Origin of the sequence: Streptococcus sp. 27098_8_73, from assembly GCF_041432495.1 — a bacterium.
In the GTDB taxonomy this organism is placed as follows: Bacteria; Bacillota; Bacilli; order Lactobacillales; family Streptococcaceae; genus Streptococcus.
The window spans coordinates 114,624-133,967 of the sequence record NZ_JAPVZT010000004.1 but is presented as its reverse complement, the minus strand read 5'-3'; the positions used below and the strand labels follow the sequence as shown (position 1 = coordinate 133,967).

The following is a 19,344-nucleotide window of genomic DNA, read 5'->3' as shown; positions in this document are numbered from 1 at the left end:
TTCCATGACTAGGGCTGTTTGATCTTCTATAGAGTTTAGTATTTCCCCAACTCCCGCAGGCTAGTGTGGTTTTCCTGAATGCGGCGGAACATTTTTTCCATATCCGACTTGGTAAAGTTGACCAAGACCGGCCGGCCGTGTGGACAGTTGTAAGGATTTTCACACTGGGACAGCTGAAAGAGCAAGTCACGCGCAGAGTAGTCATCCAGACTATGATTGGCCTTGATGGAGCGTTTGCAGCTCATCATAATGGCTAGTTCTGCTCGATATTTTTTGATGGAAACTTCCTTGGTAAGGAGAAGCATATCACACATTTCATAGATGCCGGCCTCAATCTCCTCTTCCTTGAACCAAATGGGATGCTCACGGAGGATAAACTGGTTGGCTCCGTACTCTTCTAAAAAGATGCCAGCATCTTCTAACAGCTCCATCCGCTGCTTGATTCGCAGCATATCGTCTGCTGGAAATTCAAAGATATAGGGCACTAAGAGCTGCTGCTGGCTATTGTCCACATCTCCAATCTTCTCCCGATAATACTCATACTTGACCCGCTCTTGGGCTGCATGCTGGTCAATAATGTAAAGACCGCCCTTGCCCTGAGCAAAGAGATAGGTGCCATGCATCTGGCCGAAATATTCTAACTCTGGGAAGCTTGACTTCTCTTCCTGTTCCAACTTATCCACAGCCCGCTCCAGACTAGCCTGGTCTAGCTCGGGATGGTCTAGTTGATCATAGCTGGCCAGCTTTCTCTCTGCGAATTTGACCGAAGTCGGTTGCGGTTCTGCTTTTTCATCTGTCGCTTCATGAACAGGCTTTGCTGACTCTTCAAAGGATAGCTGTTGCTCGGCCACCTGTGGCTTGAGGAAGAAGTCATTCTGCTCCTTATCGTAGTAGAGGCGATTTTCTTTAAGGGGAAGGCTGGTCTGCTCAGGCTTATTGGCACGCTTAACAGTTGATTTGGCTAGATTTTCCAAAGCATCTGGGATAAGATCCTGCTCCTTGAGACTAGTCGCAATGGCTTGTGAAATCAAGGTCATGAGTTCCCGCTCTTTAGAAATCCGCACCTCTTGCTTGGTCGGATGGACATTGACATCGGCCAGATAGGGGTCAATCTGAATATTGATGACCGCAAGTGGAAATCGTCCTACCATAAGCTTGCTGCCGTAGCCGTCCAAAATAGCACGATTGAGCAGGAAATTCTTAATATAGCGGCCGTTGATAAGGATCGTAATATAATTCCGATTGGCGCGAGTCAACTCAGGAAGACTGACATAGCCGCTCACTTCAAAATCCAAATCCGATGCAGAGATTTCCACCATTTTCTTAGCTGTTGCCAAACCATAGATTCCTGCAATAGCCTGACGCAGATTGCCACTGCCGGCAGTCCGTGTCATTTCGCGGCCGTCACTGATAAGGGTGAAAGCTACTTCCGGATGGGCCAGACTGAGCCGATTAATCACATCAACGATATGGGACAGCTCAGCCTGCTGGCTCTTCATATACTTGAGCCGGGCCGGAGTATTGAAGAAGAGATCTTCTATCTTGATTTTCGTTCCCACCGGACTGCTGGTAGGCACATGCTCTTCAATCTCGCCACCCTGAGCAACCAGCAAAGTTCCGTGCTGGCCGGCTTCCGTCGCTGTCTCAATAGTAAAACGTGAGACAGAAGCAATGGAAGGAATAGCCTCGCCCCGAAAACCCAGTGTCCGAATCCGAAAGAGATCCGCCTGCTTCTTGATTTTACTAGTAGCATGGCGTCGAAGAGCCAGAGGGACATCTTCGTGGTCTATACCCTCACCATTATCCGTTACCTGGATAGTCTTGAGTCCGGCCTCCTCGATTTCGATGGTAATCTGACTTGCACCCGCATCAATTGAATTTTCCACTAGCTCCTTGACCACGCTGCTAGGTCGCTCAATGACTTCACCGGCCGCAATCTGATTGGCTAGAATTTCTGGAAGTTCGATAATTTTTGACATCTTTTTCTCCGTATCTGTTCTGCTATCTATTATAACACATTGGGCTCTTTCTAGCAGAGGACAGCCTTTTCTCAACCACTCTGCTCGCAAGCCCAACCATATAGACACAAATAGCTGCCACATAGACAAAAGGGCTTGTTTTCTCTGCCATGTTGCGGTTTAATAAAGGTGAAAGGAGGAAGTTATGAAAGTTAAGCTAAGAATAGATTCTCAAGTCACCGAAGACTTCGTCAGCATTGAGGCTCGCCTCATGACAGAAAGTATTCAGGAATTGGTCCACTTTGTTCAAGATCTAGGCAAAGTGGACAAGATTCATGTCAAGAAAGAGGACGAAATCTATTTGCTGGATGCTAAGGAAATCCACCGAATCTATACAGAAAATCGTCAGGTCCGAGTCCGAACAGCAAAAGACGGCTATCGAGCTCAACAAGTTCTTTATCAATTGCTGCAGGTCCTACCGGACTATTTCCTGCAGATTTCTCAGTCGGAAATTATCAATAGCCGACAAATCAGCCACCTCAAGCTGACTCCAAATGGTCTGATTCAAATATTTCTGAAAAACGGCGATCAGACTTACTCGTCCCGCCGTTATCTCAAATCCATTAAAGAAAGGTTGCAATTATGAAAACTCGTCTTAAAAAACTCTTTTTCGGAGGGATTGGAGGGATTTTCATCGGTCTCTTCTTCTCCATGATTGTTTCTTATTTTTACAATCCAGCTTATCTACCGCTGCACCCTGACTCGCCTATCGGTCACTTCTTTTTGAGCCAGCATGTCCATGTTTCCCTTATCATGCTCTACTGCCTGCTTATCTGGTTTATCATGGGAGCTATTTTCAGATGGAGTGGAAGCTTCTTCCAAAGAGACTGGAGCATTCTGCGCTCCATCGTTAGCCACTTTGGCGTGATGATTCTGACCTTTGCACTTTTGGCTAATCTAGCTGGATTTTTCCCAAGAGAAAAAATACTCAGTCTGACACTGACTGCCGTCGGGGAATTCACCCTCATTTATCTAATCATTTCAGGTGCCATCTACTACCGCACCTACCGCAACATTCAAAAAATCAATAGCGGTTTGTCTAGCAAATCGTGAGAATAAAAAGAGAGTGGGACAGAAATCGGTAATTCGTTAGAATTCGATTTCGTCGTCCCACCTCCGCACAGTTGAGTAGGGCTGTAAAAGCTGATGAAATCAGCGTAGTAGAGCCCACTCAACCACTGCGTCTTGCTCGACAATCCAAAGACAATTGAGAGGTTAGGACTTTTGTCCCAGCCTCTTTATTTTTACAACTTCTTCTTGAGCTCGGCCACTGCTGCCATGACTTCCAGGGGAGTCATATTGTAGATGTCCAAGTCTCGGAGTTCAGTCAGGACTGGATTTTCCGGCCCTTCTGCCAAAAGAGACATCTGCTCTGCTACTTGCGACCGTGTTTGTCTGGATTCGGTAGGAAGCTCTGTTCCTAGTCCGGTATCCTGACTTTCCAAATGACTCAAAATGCTGTCTGCCCGCTCCAACAATTTCTCAGGAAGTCCGGCAATCTTCGCTACATGGATTCCGTAGGACTTGTCAGCTGGACCCGGCTCAATCTTATGCAGGAAAGTCACCTGTCCGTCCTTCTCCAAGGTTGCCACATGGACATTTTCCAAATGCTCCAAGCTATCCTCTAAGGCTGTCAGCTCATGATAGTGGGTGGCAAAGAGGGTCTTGGCTCCAGTATAGTGATGAATATGCTCGATAATAGCCTGAGCCAGCGCCATCCCATCATAAGTAGCCGTTCCACGTCCCAGCTCATCAAAGAGAATGAGTGAACGCTCGCTAGCTTGTCGAATGGCCCGATTGGCCTCCATCATCTCCACCATAAAGGTGGACTGGCCAGACACCAGATCATCCGCTGCACCAATGCGAGTGAAAATCGCATCGAATAGCGGCAGACTGGCAGACTGAGCGGGCACATAAGAGCCCATCTGTGCCATAATGACGATGATCGCCAGTTGGCGCATATAAGTCGATTTCCCGCTCATATTAGGCCCGGTAATCAGCTGGATATCCGTTTCCTGGTCCAGCAGAATACTATTTGGAATGTAGCTTTGGGCACCCATGACCTTTTCCACAACAGCATGCCGACCTTTTTCAATCTGCAGACGGCGCTCCGCAGTAAAGACAGGGCGTACCAAATGCTGCTGTTCTGCCACCGTAGCAAAGCTTTGCAGGACATCTACAGCTGCCAGCGTTTGTGCCAAGGCCTGCAAGCGCTGGATGTATTTGCCAGCTTCCTCGCGAATCCGCATGAAAATCTCGTATTCCAAATTAGCAGATTTTTCACGCGCCTCCAACATCTCTCCCTCAATTCGTGCCAACTCCTCCGTTCCGAAACGCTCCGAATTTTTCAGGGTCGCCTTGCGGAAGAAATGACTGGGAACATGAGCAAGCTGAGAATTGGTCACATGGAAATAATAACCATCTTTTTTGTTGTAATCAATCTTCAGATTGCTGATGCCGCTGTTAGCACGTTCTTTGACTTCCAGCTCTGCAATCCATCCAGTCCCTTCCCGTAGCACAAGTCGATACTGATCCAAGGTCTCGTCAAAACCGGTCCGAATGATATTGCCCTCGGTGATGATATGGGGTGCATCCGGCGAAATAGCTGAGCTAATCAAGCCCGCCAACTCTGGAATAGGATCCAAGCCCTCAATCAAACGAGCTAGATGCGGACTGCCGATTCCTTGCAAAATAGCCTTAATCTGAGGCACATTGCCCAATGTTGCTGCCAGCTGCAGCAGATCCTTAGGATTGGTCTTGCCAAAAGAAACCCGACTAGCAAGGCGCTCGATATCATAGACTCCCTTGAGGCTCTCCGTCAAATCACTCCGCTCAAAGAAATGATCCAGAAAAACCTCGACGACATTCTGCCGCTGGGTAATTCGCGCTTCATCAATGAGCGGACGCTGGATCCAAGAGCGCAGCATACGGCCGCCCATGGCCGTCTTAGTCTCGTCCATCAGCCAATAAAGACTGCCGTGCTTCTTGCCCGAGCGAGCATTTTCTGTCAAATCCAAACTCGCCTTGGTGGCATAGTCCATTTGCAGAAAGTCCTTGATTTCATAATGCTGGGCCTTCTTCAAATGATTGAGCTCTCTCATCTGGGTCCGGTGCACATACTCCAGCAATTTCCCTGCTGCCTGACGCTCCATCGGAAACAGTTCCTCTCCCAGCAGCCGAACATCGTCCAAGGCCATCTGCACATAGGACAGCAAGAGGTTCATCTGTCCTGCCAAGATCTGCTCCTCAGCTTCTGGCAAGGCATAGCCCAGCACCACTTCCCTAGCCTTCAAATTGCGGATTTCCCCGCAGACCAAGGCAAAGTCCTCTAGACTGGTCACCTGAAACTCACCGGTCACCAAGTCCATATAAGCCAGACCATAGAGGCCGCCTGAGTAATCCAGAGCCACCAGAAAGTTATTCGCAGAGTCCGGCTTAGTGGAGTCCACTACCGTTCCCGGTGTGATAACCTGAACGACCTCCCGCTTAACAACCCCCTTGGCTTCTTTGGGATCTTCCATCTGCTCCGCAATCGCTACCTTATAGCCTGATTCGACCAAAACATCAATATACTGCTGCGCCGAATGATAGGGAACTCCGGCCATGGGAATTGGATTTTCAGCATTTTTATTGCGGCTTGTGAGAGAAATCTCTAAAATCTGGGCCGCATTGACCGCATCATCATAAAACAACTCATAGAAATCCCCCATCCGAAAGAGCAAGAAAGCATCTGGATAGTCCTTTTTGATATCCAAATACTGCTGCATGCCTGGCGATAACTTTTCTACTGCCATCTCTATCCTTTCTAAAAACAAACGAGGTCAGGACTTCCGTCTCAAACCTCTCCGTCAATTCTAAGCTATCAAGCTATTCCATGCCTTCTTTGACACTCGTCTCGATTTCTCTAGCCGCTTCTTGATCCCGACAAATCACAAGCAAGGTATTGGCACCTGCAACAGTTCCTAAAATCCGACTATCCAGAGAACCATCTACCACATTTGCCAAGACCGTCGCTTCGCCCAGTCCTGTACGGAAAACCAGCGTAAACTCCGCTCTAGAAACAGCTTGAACATGACTGGCCAGAAATCCAGCTAGGTCCAACTCCTCTGCTTCATGAGCCAGCACATAGTAAACTTGTCCGTCTTTCTTCAGCTTGGTCAAGCCAATCTCTCTTAAATCCCGCGAGAGGGTTGTTTGGGTTACAAATATCCCCTCATCTTCCAGTCTTTTTTGAATATCCTTTTGTGTTCCTAACTTTTCTTCCTTGATCATCCATTTAATAAGCTGATGACGCTCACTCTTTCTCATACTCGACCTCATTGACTGAATATTTATACTCTCAATTATATCAAAAAATCTATCTTATACCAAAAAAATTGAAGATTCCTCATAAAATATGATAGAATAGTAACAAAAGACCCAAAGGAGCAAATATGGATAATAAACAATTAATCGCTAGCGAGTTGGCCAAAGTTATTGACAGCTTGGACCAAAGCGCTATCTCTAACCTACTAGAGCAACCGAAAAGTTCCGATCTTGGAGACATTGCCTTCCCAGCTTTCTCACTTGCAAAAGTAGAACGCAAGGCTCCTCAAGCTATCGCTGCGGATATTGCTGAAAAGATCGACCCAAGTCATTTTGAAAAAGTTGTCGCAACTGGACCTTATGTCAACTTCTTCCTCAACAAAGCTAAAATCTCTGATCAAGTCATCAAAGAAGTCATCAAGGAAGGCGCTGACTATGGTCAACAGAACGAAGGTCAGGGCGGAAATATCACAATCGACCTTTCCAGCCCTAACATTGCAAAACCTTTCTCTGTCGGTCACTTGCGCTCAACTGTTATCGGAGATGCCTTATCCAATATCTTTCGCAAGATGGGCTACAATACCATCAAGATCAACCACTTGGGTGACTGGGGCAAACAATTCGGTCTCCTCATGGTTGCCTACAAGAAATGGGGCAACAAGGAAGCCGTTGAAGCCAACCCAATCGATGAGCTCTTGCAACTTTACGTCCGCATCAATGCTGAAATCGAAAACGATCCAGCCTTGGATGAAGAAGGTCGCCTTTGGTTCAAGAAACTGGAAGATGGCGATCCAGAAGCAACAGAACTTTGGCAATGGTTCCGTGACGAAAGTCTCGTTGAATTTAACCGCATCTATGAATTGCTCGGCGTTGAATTCGATAGCTTAAATGGTGAAGCTTTCTACAATGACAAGATGGACGAGGCCGTGAAAATTCTGGAAGATAAGGGTCTCCTGAAAGAATCAAAAGGCGCTAGCATTGTGGACTTGGATGATGTCAACCTTCCACCAGCTATGATTAAAAAATCAGACGGTGCTACGCTTTACATCACCCGTGATATTGCCACTGCTATGTACCGTGCACGCACTTACAACTTCGTCAAGAATGTTTATGTCGTTGGTCAAGAACAATCAAACCACTTCCGTCAGCTCAAGGCCGTCCTTAAGAAGATGGGATTTGACTGGAGCGATGATATGATCCACGTGGACTTTGGTCTGGTTACGAAGAATCGCCAAAAACTTTCAACACGTAAAGGAAACATCATCCTTCTGGAACCAACTCTGCAAGAAGCAATCAGCCGTGCCAAAGCTCAAATTGAAGAAAAAAATCCAAATCTGGAAAACAAAGAAGCTGTTGCCCATGCAGTTGGTGTCGGTGCCGTTAAATTCTACGACCTTAAAACTGACCGCCGCAATGGTTACGACTTTGATTTGGAAGCAATGGTTTCCTTTGAGGGTGAAACTGGACCGTATGTACAATATGCCTATGCACGTATCCAGTCTATCCTGCGCAAAGCAGACTTCAAGCTAAGTCTTGATGCCAACTACAACCTCAACGATGCTGAAAGCTGGGAAATTATCAAACTGATCCAAGACTTCGCTCGCGTAGTTAAACGTGCATCTGATAACTTTGAGCCATCTCTGATTGCCAAATACGCGATCAGCCTAGCTCAAGCCTTCAATAAATACTATGCTCACACTCGCATCTTGGATGAAACTCCGGAACGTGACAGCCGTCTAGCTCTTAGCTACGCCACTGCTGTTGTACTGAAGGAAGCTCTCCGCATGCTTGGTGTAGAAGCACCAGAAAAAATGTAACCCTACACAAACCTTCCAGTTTTGGGAGGTTTTCTTAGGAAGAGATATTTTATGAATGAAACTGCTTATATTTTAGTTGCCCTTAGCTTGGTCATTCTCTTTTTGTACAACAAAAGAGAAAAGGTAAAGTTGCAGATTTTGCTGCAGCAGGAACTCCTAAAAAGTGATCATTTTCGACAAGAACTCCAAAAAAAAATGGCCACTAGTGAAAACCAAAATGACCTTATTGCTTACGTTAACAAAAACTACCGTTTAGGAATTTTATATTCAAAAGAGCTGGTCGAAACTATCACCGGCGAGCAAGCAAACCAATAATACAAACAAAAGCCGCTCGGTCAACAACTGTTGACTGAACGGCTTTTTACTTATGCTTTTATTCCGTACAATTCCTCGATAATGCCAGCGACCTTTTTAATATCGCCTAGCATACCACGCATTTCAAAATCAGCTAAAACCGGGAAGCCAAAACGTTGGCTGTATTGCTTAGCAGTCAGGCAGTACTGATTATTAAAGTTACGGTTGCCACTTCCGATAACTCCAAAACACTTGCTAGCATTTTGCCCATAGGCAATAAAATCGGCTACATCCGTCGTGAGAATTTCGACATCGCCATTATCCACACCATTACCACCTTCCAGATAGGTCGGTAGAAAAGTGATGAAGGGATTGGCCATTTCAAAGAACGGATGCCCCTCTTTCACTAAGTCTTTGATGTGAATTTTCTCAATCTCTAAACTCGGATGCTGCTCTAACAAATAGTCGCTCAAACGACGGACAAAACTCTCTGTATTGCCACTCAAGCTGATATAAACTAAGGAAACTTTCATGTTTATTTGCTCCATTCCAAAAAAATAACATTTATCCGCTCATCTAGCTTATCAGCAGTAAATGTTATTTGCCAAATCTTAATTCTCTTCAGCTACTTCTACAGTTTCAACTTCCTTTTGCTGCTTGATAAGCTTAAAGACAACAATCGAAAGGAAGATGAGGCTAAGAACGACAGAGAACCCGACACTCATATTCAACCCCAGTATCTGAGTTGAAAGTAAAGTTGGATCCGAGAAGGAAGAAGCTGCAATCCCTTTTGCTACCACATAACCATACGCTGTTCCAATCAAGCCAATAAGAACGTTCGCGATGTAAATAAGATTTGCTTTAAAAATATCTTTCTTAAAAACGAAGAACCAAGCTGCAATCAAAAGAAGCAAGCCAACATAAAAGAAAATATTATTTATTAGCGAACCGGACAGTTCAGCGCTCTTGCTAAAGTAAGCTGCATACTGAGATTTTGCTGGCTCATTGATCCCCTTTAGTAAGGTTTCCACGGCATCATTTGAAGAGGAGAACTTCGAAATAAGCTCCCACAAAGTGCCTACTGTTTCTAATCCCAGTAAGACATAGAGATAAATTGGTTTCTTTTTCATAATAACCTCCTGTAAAGAAATACTTTTTCTTATTATACACCCAAAAGAAAAGACTGACAAGAGACAAGGTCTGCTACGATTTTAAAAGCTCTATCTACTAGAAAAGCTTATCCTCCAAGGCTACTTACTCTAGTCTTCTAACAAGAGAAAAGCCAAGACAGGACTGTCTAGGCTTTTTAAGGTATTCAATTATTAGTTATCCAAATGCCATACTTCGTCATTGTATTGTTGGATTGTACGGTCTGCTGAGAAGAAGCCAGCTTTTGCAATGTTAACGATCACTTTATCCAACCATGCATCGCGATCTTCGTAATCAGCAAGCATTTGCTCTTTAACTTTGATGTAGTCTTCCAAGTCAAGAAGCGTCATGAACCAGTCTTTGTTAATCAATTCATTGTAAAGACGTTCCAAACGTTCTTTCTTACCTACTGCAAGAACAGCATCGCTGATGATAAAGTCAACCAACGGTTTGATAGCTGGACGAGCGTAAAATTCGCTTGATTTGTAAGCTGCTTTTGCGTAAAGGTCGATAACTGTTTCTGAATCTTCACCAAAGATATAGATGTTGTCTTTGCCAACCAACTCAGCGATTTCCACGTTAGCACCATCCATAGTACCAAGTGTCAAAGCGCCGTTGAGCATGAATTTCATGTTACCAGTACCTGAAGCTTCTTTAGAAGCAAGTGAGATTTGCTCAGAAATATCACCAGCTGCAATCAAGAAGCTTGATGCTGTAACGTTATAGTTCTCAACCATAACCACTTGCAAGTGTGGTGCCACTGCTGGGTCATTCGCGATGATTTCTGACAAGCAAAGGATCAAGTGAATGATGTCTTGGGCAATTGTATAAGCAGGAGCTGCCTTACCACCAAAGAAGACAGTGATTGGGCGAGCAGGAATGTTACCAGCCTTGATGTCCAAATATTTGTGGATCACATATAAAGCATTCATTTGTTGGCGTTTGTACTCGTGTAGACGCTTGATTTGGATATCAAAGATAGAATCTGGATTGATTTCCACACCTTGAGCTTCCTTCAAGTGACGAGCCAATTTACGCTTATTGTGAGACTTAATGCCTTCCAGCTTTTCTTTCACTTCTTGCTTGCCAGCAAAGTCAAGTAGACCTTCCAACTTAGCGGCATCATGGTGCCAATCGCGACCAAGAAGTTCATCTAAGTAGCTAGACAAACGTGGGTTAGCGTGCATGAGCCAACGACGGAATGTGATACCGTTTGTCTTGTTGTTGAATTTCTCTGGATAAATATCGTAGAATGCTTTCAACTCAGAGTTCTTCAAGATTTCAGTGTGGAGTGCTGCAACCCCGTTAACGCTGTATCCATAGTGGATATCCATGTATGCCATGTGAACACGGCCGCTCTCGTCAATGATTTGAACAGCTGGATCTTTGTATTCTGCTTTGACACGACGATCCAATTCTTTGATGATTGGTACCAAGTGAGGAACCACTTCTTGCAAGAATTCAAGAGGCCATTTTTCAAGGGCTTCAGCAAGGATAGTGTGGTTTGTGTAGGCAGTCATGCTACGAACGATTGAGATCGCTTCATCAAGCTCGATACCACGCGCAGTCAAGAGACGGATCAATTCAGGAATAACCAGTGATGGGTGAGTGTCGTTGATTTGTACAACTGCATAGTCTGCAAGGTCATGCAAGTTGCTTCCTTTTTCGATCGCTTCGTCGATGATCAATTGTGCACCGTTTGAAACCATGAAGTATTGTTGGAAAATACGGAGCAATTCACCTTGCTTGTCGCTATCATCTGGATAAAGGAAAAGAGTCAAGTTGTGAGCGATATCTGTCTTGTCAAATTCGATTCCCTCTTTGATGATGGAAGAATCAACTGAATCCAAGTCAAACAAACGCAAACGGTTTTTAGTAGCTGTCTTGTAACCAGGAACATCAATATCGTAAAGAGTTGATGTCAAGGTGAAGTGTGCAAATGGCACTTGGTAGCTACGGCTTGAGCGAACCAACCAGTTTTGCTCAGTCAACCAGAAATTTGGAATAGTTGTTTGTTCATTGTTTTTAAGGACTTGTTGGAAAAGACCAAAGTGGTAGTTTAGTCCAACACCGTCACCATTAAGACCCAAGGTTGCGATAGAGTCCAAGAAGCAGGCTGCCAAACGGCCCAAACCACCATTACCAAGAGATGGTTCCAATTCTACTTCTTCAACTTCGATCAAGTCTTTACCGGCAGTGGCAAGTTCTTTTTTCACATCGTCGTAAAGGCCAAGGTTAATCAAGTTGTTTGACAAGAGTTTACCAATCAGAAACTCAGCAGAGATGTAGTAGAGTTTCTTTTTACCAGTATTAACTGGCTTTTGAGCGCTCGCTAATTTTGTGTAGTTCAAGAGAGCCAAATAAAGCTCTTCATTGCTACAATCAGCAATTTTCTTTTGATAAGTTTTTTGGATATATGTTTGTAAGTTTGACATGATTTCTCCTAGTATTAGAAAATATTGAAATTTATTGTCTTATGAAAGCAAGTCCGTATTCAGACGACGGTAGACCTTAGTCAAATGATAAAGCTGACCTTCCACAATCGGGTTTAGCTCTTCAGCTGTCATCCGCCATGCCCAGTTGCCACCAATTGTAGAAGGCAGATTCATGCGGGCAGAGCCATCTAGCTCTAGCAAATCTTGCATCGTTGCGATAGCCATGTAGCTAACGGAAGCAAAGATTGTACGAAGCATTGCATGTGGCACCGTTTCGTATTCTTTGCGGTTGGTGTACTGAGCCATGTATTCACGGGTTGGATCATCGATCTCATCCTTATACCAGCCCAATACAGTATTATTGTCGTGAGTACCAGTGTACATCACAGAGTTATGTGGCGCCAAGTGTGGACTATCAATGCTTTCATCATCTGGATTGAAAGCGAATTGCAGAATCTTCATACCTGGGAAGCCAGTTCGTTCACGCAATTCAATGACTTCATCCGTCATGAATCCAAGGTCTTCTGCAATGATGTTCAAATCACCTAAAGCTTCTTTCACTGCGGCAAACAGCTTATAACCTGGACCTTTAACCCAGTGACCAGTAGCCGCTGTGTCAGACTCAGCAGGCACTTCCCAATAAGACTCAAAGCCACGGAAGTGGTCGATCCGAACAATGTCATAAATCTTGAAGCTTTCGCGCAGGCGCTCAATCCACCAAGCATAGCCATCTTTATCCATGGCATCCCAATTATAAATTGGGTTACCCCACAATTGGCCAGTCTCTGAAAATTCATCTGGTGGGCAGCCAGCAACCTTAACTGGGCGACCTTGCTTATCTGTCTTGAAGAAGTGAGGCTGAGCCCAGACATCTGCACTGTCAGCAGCTACATAGATGGGCATGTCTCCAACGATTTCGATGTGATGGTCATTGGCATATTGCTTGAGTTCCAACCATTGTTTAAAGAAGAGATATTGAGTTACACGATGGTATTCCAGTTTGTCTGCCAATTTCTCACGATAGCTAGCCAAACTTTCTGGTTGGCGACGACGAATCGCTTCATCTGGCCATTCTGTCCAAGCTTTCAGATCAAAATGCTCTTTAACAGCCATGTATTCCGCAAAAAGCTCCAACCAAGCTGCATTTTCTGCAACAAAGTGACGGAATTTGTCAAGATCGCCAACTTTAAGGAAACGAGCAACCGCTTTTTCCAAAAGAGGACGACGTGCTTCAAATACTTTTGCATAATCTACAGCTTTTGGATCATCACCAAAATCAACACCTTTTAGATCTTCTTCTGCCAACAGGCCTTCGTCAATCAAGAAATCCAAATCAATAAAGTGAGTATTCCCTGCAAAGGCTGAGAAAGATTGGTAAGGGGAGTCCCCGTAACTAGTCGTTCCCAAAGGCAAGATTTGCCAATAACGTTGCTTCGTTCTAACTAAGAAATCCACAAAATCATAAGCAGACTGGCCAAAAGAACCAATCCCGTACTTGCCTGGCAAAGAGGAAATGTGCATCAATACACCACTTTGTCTCGCTTTCATATGTAACACCTCAAAAATTTTTTCATGCTTGTTTCCTACTTTATTTAGCGAAAACGTTTGCGCTGCTTGAATTATAACCTATTTTTTTTTCAAGTGCAAGCTTTTTAAAAAACTTTTTTATTTATTATACCATAGATTTCCATTTTCTTTCCTTATATATCATCTAAATTAACATTCTTTCCTTAAAAATTTTTTAAAATTTTCTTAAAAACGCTTGCAAGCGTTTACCTTTTGTGCTAAAATTATTTTAAGTTCAAGAAAACGTTTGCGCTATGCAAGCGTGTTCTTAGATGATATTATATTTTTATTCTTTAGGAGGAATAATCATGAAAAACAAAATGTTGAAGAGCGTTGCTGTTCTCGGTACTGTTGCTTTAGCAGGTTTTATTTTGACAGCCTGCGGTAGCAAATCTTCTAAAAAAGAAACTGCTGCAAGTAATGAGCTCACTGCATATGTAGACCCAGGCTACAAGAGCTACATGGAAGAAGCTGCCAAAGCTTACGAAAAAGAAACCGGAACAAAGGTCACTATCAAAACTGGTGATGCTCTTACAGGTCTTGATAACCTTTCACTTGACAACCAATCTGGTAAATCTCCAGATGTCATGATGGCACCATACGACCGCGTAGGAAGCCTAGGTGCTGACGGACAACTTTCAGAAGTTGAGTTGGGTAAAGATGCAAAAGCTGACGATACTACTAAATCTTTGGTATCAATCGACGGTACTACTTACGGTGCTCCTGCTGTTATCGAGACCTTAGTAATGTACTATAACAAAGACCTGATCCAAAAAGCTCCTACAACATTTGCTGAACTTGAAGAATTGGCTAAAGATAGCAAGTACGCTTTTGAAGGAGAAGACGGTAAAACAACTGCCTTCCTTGCTGACTGGACAAACTTCTACTATGCTTACGGTCTCCTTTCTGGAAACGGTGCTTATGTCTTCGGTAAAGATGGTACAGATCCTAAAGATGTAGGTTTGGCTAACGAAGGTGCTATCAAAGGAATTGAGTACGCTAAAACTTGGTATGCAAAATGGCCTAAAGGTATGCAAGATACAGAAGGTGCTCCTAACTTGATCCAAACTCAATTCCAAGGTGGAAAAACTGCAGCAATCATCGACGGTCCTTGGAAAGCTGCATCTCTTAAAGAAGCTAAAGTAAACTACGGTGTAGCAACTATCCCAACACTTCCAAACGGCAAAGAATACAAAGCCTTTGGTGGTGGTAAAGCTTGGGTCATCCCTGCTGGTTCTAAGAACGTTGACGGCGCACAAAAATTCGTTAACTTCCTTGCATCAACTGCACAACAAAAAGCTCTTTACGATGCAACAAACGAAGTTCCTGCTAACACAGAAGCACGTGAATACGCTGTAAGCAAGAAAGATGAATTGACAGATGCGGTTGTTAAACAGTTCAAATCTGCAGAACCAATGCCAAACATCTCTGAAATGAGTACTGTTTGGGATCCAGCTAAGAACATGCTCTTCGATGCTGTAAGCGGCAAGAAAGATGCTAAAACTTCAGCTGAAGATGCTGTTAAATTGATCAAAGAAACTATCGATCAAAAATTCGGCAACAAATAAGCAAGTTTAAATAAAGGGGTGGGAATTTTCCCTACCCCTTGTTTGATAGAATGAGGATTTATTCTATCTTCTAATAAGAAAAACTCAGATTAGGACTTGTACTTACTGCAATTCCTCAATCTTTCTCGTATCTAAGGAGACTACAATGACAAAAAAAGATCCCAAACAAGCCATGTTGCGCTCCCTCATTCCAGGGTTGGGGCAAATCTATAATGATCAAAAAGCCAAAGGATACATCTTTCTTGGGGTTACAGTTGCATTTTTAGCTTATTTCGCAGCTATTGCCCTACCAGAAATTGAAAATCTCATCACTCTTGGTGAAGTCCGTGGGGACAACTCACTCTTCATGCTGATCCGTGGTGCCTTCCACCTCATCCTTGTAGCTTTTTTCCTGATTTTCTATGGATTTAACTTGAAGGATGCTCGGACGGTTGCTAAACAGTGGAACAATGATTATCCTGTTCACACTACCTTGAAGGAAATGTTTGATGGAATCTATGAAAATGGCTTCCCTTACTTACTCATCATCCCTTCTTATCTGGCAATGACCTTTGCTATCATTTTCCCTGTATTGGTAACACTCTTGATCGCCTTTACAAACTATGATTTCAAACACTTGCCACCAAATAAACTCTTGGATTGGGTTGGCTTTACCAACTTTGCTAACATTTGGCAATTGAGCACCTTCCGTGCGGCCTTTGGTTCTGTCTTGACTTGGACTATCATCTGGGCACTGGCAGCCTCTACTTTACAAATCGTAATCGGTATTTTCACCGCTATCATTGCCAACCAGCCATTCATTAAAGGAAAACGCATCTTCGGTGTTATCTTCTTGCTTCCTTGGGCAGTTCCAGCCTTTATCACTATCCTAACTTTCTCAAATATGTTCAACGATAGTATCGGGGCCATCAATACTCAGGTTATCCCACTTCTCGGCAAGGTTCTTCCTTTCTTAAATGGACATCTGATTCCGTGGAAGACTGATCCGACTTGGACTAAGATTGCCCTTATCATGATGCAAGGTTGGCTTGGATTCCCTTATATCTACGTCCTGACCTTGGGTATTTTGCAGTCTATTCCAAATGACCTTTATGAAGCAGCCTACATCGACGGAGCCAATGCTTGGCAAAAATTCCGCAACATCACTTTCCCAATGATCTTGGCAGTTGCGGCACCAACTTTGATCAGTCAATACACCTTTAACTTTAATAACTTCTCAATCATCTACCTCTTCAATGCAGGTGGTCCTGGTAGTGTCGGTGGAGGAGCTGGTTCAACTGATATCCTGATCTCTTGGATTTATCGTTTGACCACAGGTACAGCACCGCAATATTCAATGGCGGCGGCCGTTACCCTCATCATCTCCATCATCGTCATCTCTATCTCTATGATTGCCTTCAAGAAACTACACGCATTTGATATGGAGGATGTATAAGATGAATAGTTCTGTTAAATTTAAACGTTTTATCAACCACAGTTTGACCTATCTCTACCTTGTAGTGCTTTCCATTATCATTCTCTACCCGCTCTTGATCACGATCATGTCTGCTTTCAAGACGGGGAATGTCGTGGCCTTCAAGCTAGACACAGACATCAACTTCAGTCTGGAAAACTTCTCTCGTCTCTTCTCAGAGACTCTATATGGTACTTGGTACTTTAACACTATTATCATTGCCGTCTTGACAATGATTGTCCAAACCAGTATAGTTGTACTTGCAGGTTATGCATACAGCCGTTACAATTTCATCGCAAGAAAGCAAAGTTTGGTTTTCTTCTTGATTATCCAAATGGTGCCAACTATTGCAGCTCTGACCGCCTTCTTCGTTATGGCGCTGATGCTCAATGCCCTCAACCAAAGCTGGTTCCTCATCTTCCTTTATGTGGGTGGTGGTATTCCAATGAATGCTTGGTTGATGAAAGGATACTTCGATACCGTTCCTATGTCTCTGGATGAGTCAGCTAAATTAGACGGTGCTGGTCATTTCAGACGTTTCTGGCAGATTATCCTGCCTCTCGTTCGTCCAATGATTGCTGTGCAAGCTCTCTGGGCCTTCATGGGACCTTTCGGAGACTATATCCTCTCTAGCTTCCTTCTTCGTGAAAAAGAATTTTATACGGTTGCAGTTGGTCTTCGTACCTTCGTCAGCGATGTCAAGAATCAAAAAATTGCCTTCTTTGCTGCCGGTGCGATTCTCACTGCCCTTCCAATCTGTATTCTCTTCTTCTTCCTGCAAAAGAATTTTGTATCTGGTTTAACAAGTGGTGGAGACAAGGGATAATCTTGTCCCACCCTGTTTTTGATTTAAAGACAATTATAGTTATATGGCAGCCAATAAGTTCTTTATTGGCCACCACCTGATTATAATGTTAGAAAGAGGCAGCTATGTTACCTTATCCTTTTAATTATTTTTCGAGCTTGATTGGTTTTAGAAAAACTTTCGCCAATCGTCGCATGCTTAGCTGGTTCCAGCTCATCTTTACCAGCATCTTTTTGATTTCTCTGTCTTTGATTCCCGTGGCCATTCAGACAGCGTCTTTGACGAGCTATGCTCTGGATACTTTTGTCGATAAGGCTTTTGACACTCTGGATGAAGACGTGATGATTGACTTTGACCATCATGCCCAGATGAAAGACCATGTGCTGACCACTGAAAATCCTGAAGGCATTCATCACAATACCGCTGGGACTGTCATTATCGGCCATCACGATGAGCTCAAATTAGGCAAGGAGCTGACCCTTTACTTCGACAAAGAAAATCTCAAAATCACTAAAGAAAGAAAAGAACTGGCCAATATCCGCTACCAAGCCATTGACCAGAAGGCTCTGAAAAGCAAAGAAGCCCTGACTAAAGCTATTTCTAAAGACTGGTTCCAGCAAAACCGCTTGGTGATCAGCCTCTTTCTAGTCCTCTCCGCAGGCTTCCTCTTTAGCATCAACTTTACCTTTCTGGCGCTCGGTGCCTCCTTCCTGCTCTATCTGACCAAGAAATCACGGCTATTTTCTTTTAAAACCTTTAAAGAATGCTATCACTTTATCCTCAACTGCCTAGGATTACCAACGATTATCGGCCTTATCTGCGGTTTATTTGGGCAAAGCCTGCCTACGATTATCACCGTCCAAAATATCTTGTTTGTTCTTTATTTGGTGATTATTTTCTACAAAACACATTTCCGTGATGAGGATTTCAGAAATTAGGAGGTTATTATGCGCGTTACGATTAAAGAAGTAGCGAAACTAGCGGGTGTGTCTCCCTCGACGGTGACACGCGTCGTACAAAACAAGTCTACCATCAGTGATGAAACAAAAAAACGCGTCCGCGCTGCTATGAAGGAGCTGGACTATCATCCAAATCTCAACGCTAGAAGTCTGGTCAGTCAGTCTACCCAAGTCATCGGTCTGGTGCTGCCCGATGATTCGGATGTTTTTTTCCAAAACCCATTCTTTCCAACTGTCTTGCGGGGGATTTCGCGCATCGCATCTGAACATGACTATGCCATTCAGATTAGCACCGGACAGGACGAAGAGCGTCGTTTAGAAAATATTAAACAAATGATTTTCGGAAAACGCGTCGATGGTTTGATTTTTCTCTATTCTAAGCCAAACGATCCGCTGGTTGACTTTGCGATTAAAAATCAGTTTCCTTTCTTGATTTTAGGGAAAGCAGTGTCACCATTTGTTTCTTTGGTCGATAATGATAATATCAAGGCTGGCTACGATGCAACCAAATATTTCCTAGATCAAGGTTATAAAAAAATTGCCTTTCTGGCTGGTAATAAAGAGCTCGTCGTGTCCCAAGACCGCTTTGCTGGCTACAAACAAGCCCTGGAAGAAGCAGGCATCCCTCTCGATGAAAACATCGTCAAGTTTTCTTTCGGTTTCCTCTTGGAAGATAGCAGTTATAAGATTATGGAAAAGATGCCTATTCAGGAAATTGAGGCCTTTGTGACATCGGATAGTATGGTTGCCGAAGGGGCTCTCCACTATCTCAAAGACATTGACTACCGTTTCCCGATTATCACTTTTGACTCTATCAAGCCACGCATCGACGTGGATGCCTATATTGATATCAATACCCTCGAGTTAGGGAGGGAATCTTTCCGAACCTTGCTCCAAATCATTAAAGATAATAAGGATGACAAGCATACTTGCTATCGCCAAGTCATCTCCCACAGCATTCTTACTCGTTAGTTA

The 19,344-nt window shown here is 43.8% G+C and carries 16 protein-coding genes; 9 read left to right on the top strand and 7 right to left on the bottom strand.

All coding sequences use genetic code 11. The features are described 5' to 3' along the window. Window positions 1-35: 35 nt before the first annotated feature. A complete protein-coding gene (gene mutL / locus O3651_RS04225; protein WP_371609664.1) occupies window positions 36-1,979 on the bottom strand; it encodes a DNA mismatch repair endonuclease MutL in 1,944 nt (647 codons plus the stop codon). A gap of 184 nt (window positions 1,980-2,163) precedes the next feature. On the opposite strand from mutL, the gene O3651_RS04220 reads away from it, so the two are divergent. Both O3651_RS04220 and O3651_RS04215 read left to right on the top strand, forming a co-directional pair. After that, entirely contained in the window at window positions 2,164-2,604 is a 441-nt protein-coding gene (locus O3651_RS04220; RefSeq protein WP_371609663.1) for a LytTR family DNA-binding domain-containing protein, read from the top strand. Beyond that, window positions 2,601-3,071, top strand: coding sequence for a DUF3021 family protein (locus O3651_RS04215; protein ID WP_005591479.1), 471 nt, complete (start codon window positions 2,601-2,603; stop codon window positions 3,069-3,071). Before O3651_RS04220 ends, O3651_RS04215 begins: the two co-directional genes overlap by 4 nt. A 191-nt stretch (window positions 3,072-3,262) precedes the next feature. Here the strand turns inward: O3651_RS04215 and mutS are convergent, their stop codons facing one another. Both mutS and argR read right to left on the bottom strand, forming a co-directional pair. Then, window positions 3,263-5,812 (bottom strand): DNA mismatch repair protein MutS, encoded by a 2,550-nt coding sequence (gene mutS / locus O3651_RS04210; RefSeq protein WP_371609662.1) that lies wholly within the window; start codon window positions 5,810-5,812, stop codon window positions 3,263-3,265. 73 nt (window positions 5,813-5,885) lie between these two features. Continuing rightward, the gene (gene argR, locus O3651_RS04205; RefSeq protein WP_045500171.1) at window positions 5,886-6,326 is read right to left on the bottom strand and encodes an arginine repressor; all 441 of its coding nucleotides are present in this window, start codon (window positions 6,324-6,326) and stop codon (window positions 5,886-5,888) included. A 125-nt stretch (window positions 6,327-6,451) separates the two neighbouring features. On the opposite strand from argR, the gene argS reads away from it, so the two are divergent. Together argS and O3651_RS04195 are read left to right on the top strand one after the other, a co-directional pair. Beyond that, window positions 6,452-8,140 carry an arginine--tRNA ligase gene (gene argS, locus O3651_RS04200; RefSeq protein ID WP_371609661.1) on the top strand — a complete coding sequence of 563 codons (1,689 nt, stop codon included), beginning with the start codon at window positions 6,452-6,454 and terminating at the stop codon, window positions 8,138-8,140. 51 nt (window positions 8,141-8,191) lie between these two features. Continuing rightward, window positions 8,192-8,455, top strand: a complete 264-nt coding sequence (locus O3651_RS04195) for a MarR family transcriptional regulator (protein ID WP_371609660.1) — start codon at window positions 8,192-8,194, stop codon at window positions 8,453-8,455. Between the two features lie 50 nt (window positions 8,456-8,505). On the opposite strand, the gene nrdI is transcribed toward O3651_RS04195, so the two are convergent. The 4 genes from nrdI to malQ form a co-directional block, all read right to left on the bottom strand. Then, window positions 8,506-8,982, bottom strand: a complete 477-nt coding sequence (nrdI, locus tag O3651_RS04190) for a class Ib ribonucleoside-diphosphate reductase assembly flavoprotein NrdI (protein ID WP_371595190.1) — start codon at window positions 8,980-8,982, stop codon at window positions 8,506-8,508. Window positions 8,983-9,045: 63 nt separating this feature from the next. Continuing rightward, the gene (locus tag O3651_RS04185) at window positions 9,046-9,564 is read right to left on the bottom strand and encodes a lantibiotic ABC transporter permease (RefSeq protein ID WP_371609659.1); all 519 of its coding nucleotides are present in this window, start codon (window positions 9,562-9,564) and stop codon (window positions 9,046-9,048) included. Between the two features lie 192 nt (window positions 9,565-9,756). Further along, window positions 9,757-12,018 carry a glycogen/starch/alpha-glucan family phosphorylase gene (glgP, locus tag O3651_RS04180; protein ID WP_371609658.1) on the bottom strand — a complete coding sequence of 754 codons (2,262 nt, stop codon included), beginning with the start codon at window positions 12,016-12,018 and terminating at the stop codon, window positions 9,757-9,759. 39 nt (window positions 12,019-12,057) lie between these two features. Then, on the bottom strand, window positions 12,058-13,575 hold the full coding sequence (gene malQ / locus O3651_RS04175) for a 4-alpha-glucanotransferase (protein WP_371609657.1): 1,518 nt from the start codon (window positions 13,573-13,575) through the stop codon (window positions 12,058-12,060). A gap of 317 nt (window positions 13,576-13,892) precedes the next feature. Between malQ and O3651_RS04170 the strand changes: the two genes are divergently transcribed. The 5 genes from O3651_RS04170 (at window position 13,893) to O3651_RS04150 (ending at window position 19,341) form a co-directional block, all read left to right on the top strand. After that, a complete protein-coding gene (locus tag O3651_RS04170; RefSeq protein WP_005591470.1) occupies window positions 13,893-15,152 on the top strand; it encodes an extracellular solute-binding protein in 1,260 nt (419 codons plus the stop codon). A 145-nt stretch (window positions 15,153-15,297) separates the two neighbouring features. Next, entirely contained in the window at window positions 15,298-16,587 is a 1,290-nt protein-coding gene (locus tag O3651_RS04165) for a carbohydrate ABC transporter permease (protein WP_125387170.1), read from the top strand. Window position 16,588: 1 nt separating this feature from the next. Next, window positions 16,589-17,431 carry a sugar ABC transporter permease gene (locus O3651_RS04160; protein WP_125379106.1) on the top strand — a complete coding sequence of 281 codons (843 nt, stop codon included), beginning with the start codon at window positions 16,589-16,591 and terminating at the stop codon, window positions 17,429-17,431. A 104-nt stretch (window positions 17,432-17,535) separates the two neighbouring features. Next, complete coding sequence (locus O3651_RS04155; protein WP_371609656.1) at window positions 17,536-18,348, top strand: DUF1189 family protein; 813 nt, start codon at window positions 17,536-17,538, stop codon at window positions 18,346-18,348. Between the two features lie 9 nt (window positions 18,349-18,357). Next, window positions 18,358-19,341, top strand: a complete 984-nt coding sequence (locus O3651_RS04150) for a LacI family DNA-binding transcriptional regulator (protein WP_285874230.1) — start codon at window positions 18,358-18,360, stop codon at window positions 19,339-19,341. The last annotated feature ends 3 nt before the right edge of the window (window positions 19,342-19,344 follow it).

Bases quoted from the DNA above. Each gene is read 5' to 3' on its own strand.
- O3651_RS04155 (WP_371609656.1), top strand. From the start codon at position 17,536: ATGTTACCTTATCCTTTTAATTATTTTTCGAGCTTGATTGGTTTTAGA.
- mutS (WP_371609662.1), bottom strand. From the start codon at position 5,812: ATGGCAGTAGAAAAGTTATCGCCAGGCATGCAGCAGTATTTGGATATC.
- O3651_RS04160 (WP_125379106.1), top strand. From the start codon at position 16,589: ATGAATAGTTCTGTTAAATTTAAACGTTTTATCAACCACAGTTTGACC.
- O3651_RS04220 (WP_371609663.1), top strand. From the start codon at position 2,164: ATGAAAGTTAAGCTAAGAATAGATTCTCAAGTCACCGAAGACTTCGTC.
- argR (WP_045500171.1), bottom strand. From the start codon at position 6,326: ATGAGAAAGAGTGAGCGTCATCAGCTTATTAAATGGATGATCAAGGAA.
- O3651_RS04150 (WP_285874230.1), top strand. From the start codon at position 18,358: ATGCGCGTTACGATTAAAGAAGTAGCGAAACTAGCGGGTGTGTCTCCC.
- O3651_RS04170 (WP_005591470.1), top strand. From the start codon at position 13,893: ATGAAAAACAAAATGTTGAAGAGCGTTGCTGTTCTCGGTACTGTTGCT.
- glgP (WP_371609658.1), bottom strand. From the start codon at position 12,018: ATGTCAAACTTACAAACATATATCCAAAAAACTTATCAAAAGAAAATT.
- mutL (WP_371609664.1), bottom strand. From the start codon at position 1,979: ATGTCAAAAATTATCGAACTTCCAGAAATTCTAGCCAATCAGATTGCG.
- O3651_RS04195 (WP_371609660.1), top strand. From the start codon at position 8,192: ATGAATGAAACTGCTTATATTTTAGTTGCCCTTAGCTTGGTCATTCTC.
- argS (WP_371609661.1), top strand. From the start codon at position 6,452: ATGGATAATAAACAATTAATCGCTAGCGAGTTGGCCAAAGTTATTGAC.
- O3651_RS04165 (WP_125387170.1), top strand. From the start codon at position 15,298: ATGACAAAAAAAGATCCCAAACAAGCCATGTTGCGCTCCCTCATTCCA.
- nrdI (WP_371595190.1), bottom strand. From the start codon at position 8,982: ATGGAGCAAATAAACATGAAAGTTTCCTTAGTTTATATCAGCTTGAGT.
- O3651_RS04185 (WP_371609659.1), bottom strand. From the start codon at position 9,564: ATGAAAAAGAAACCAATTTATCTCTATGTCTTACTGGGATTAGAAACA.
- O3651_RS04215 (WP_005591479.1), top strand. From the start codon at position 2,601: ATGAAAACTCGTCTTAAAAAACTCTTTTTCGGAGGGATTGGAGGGATT.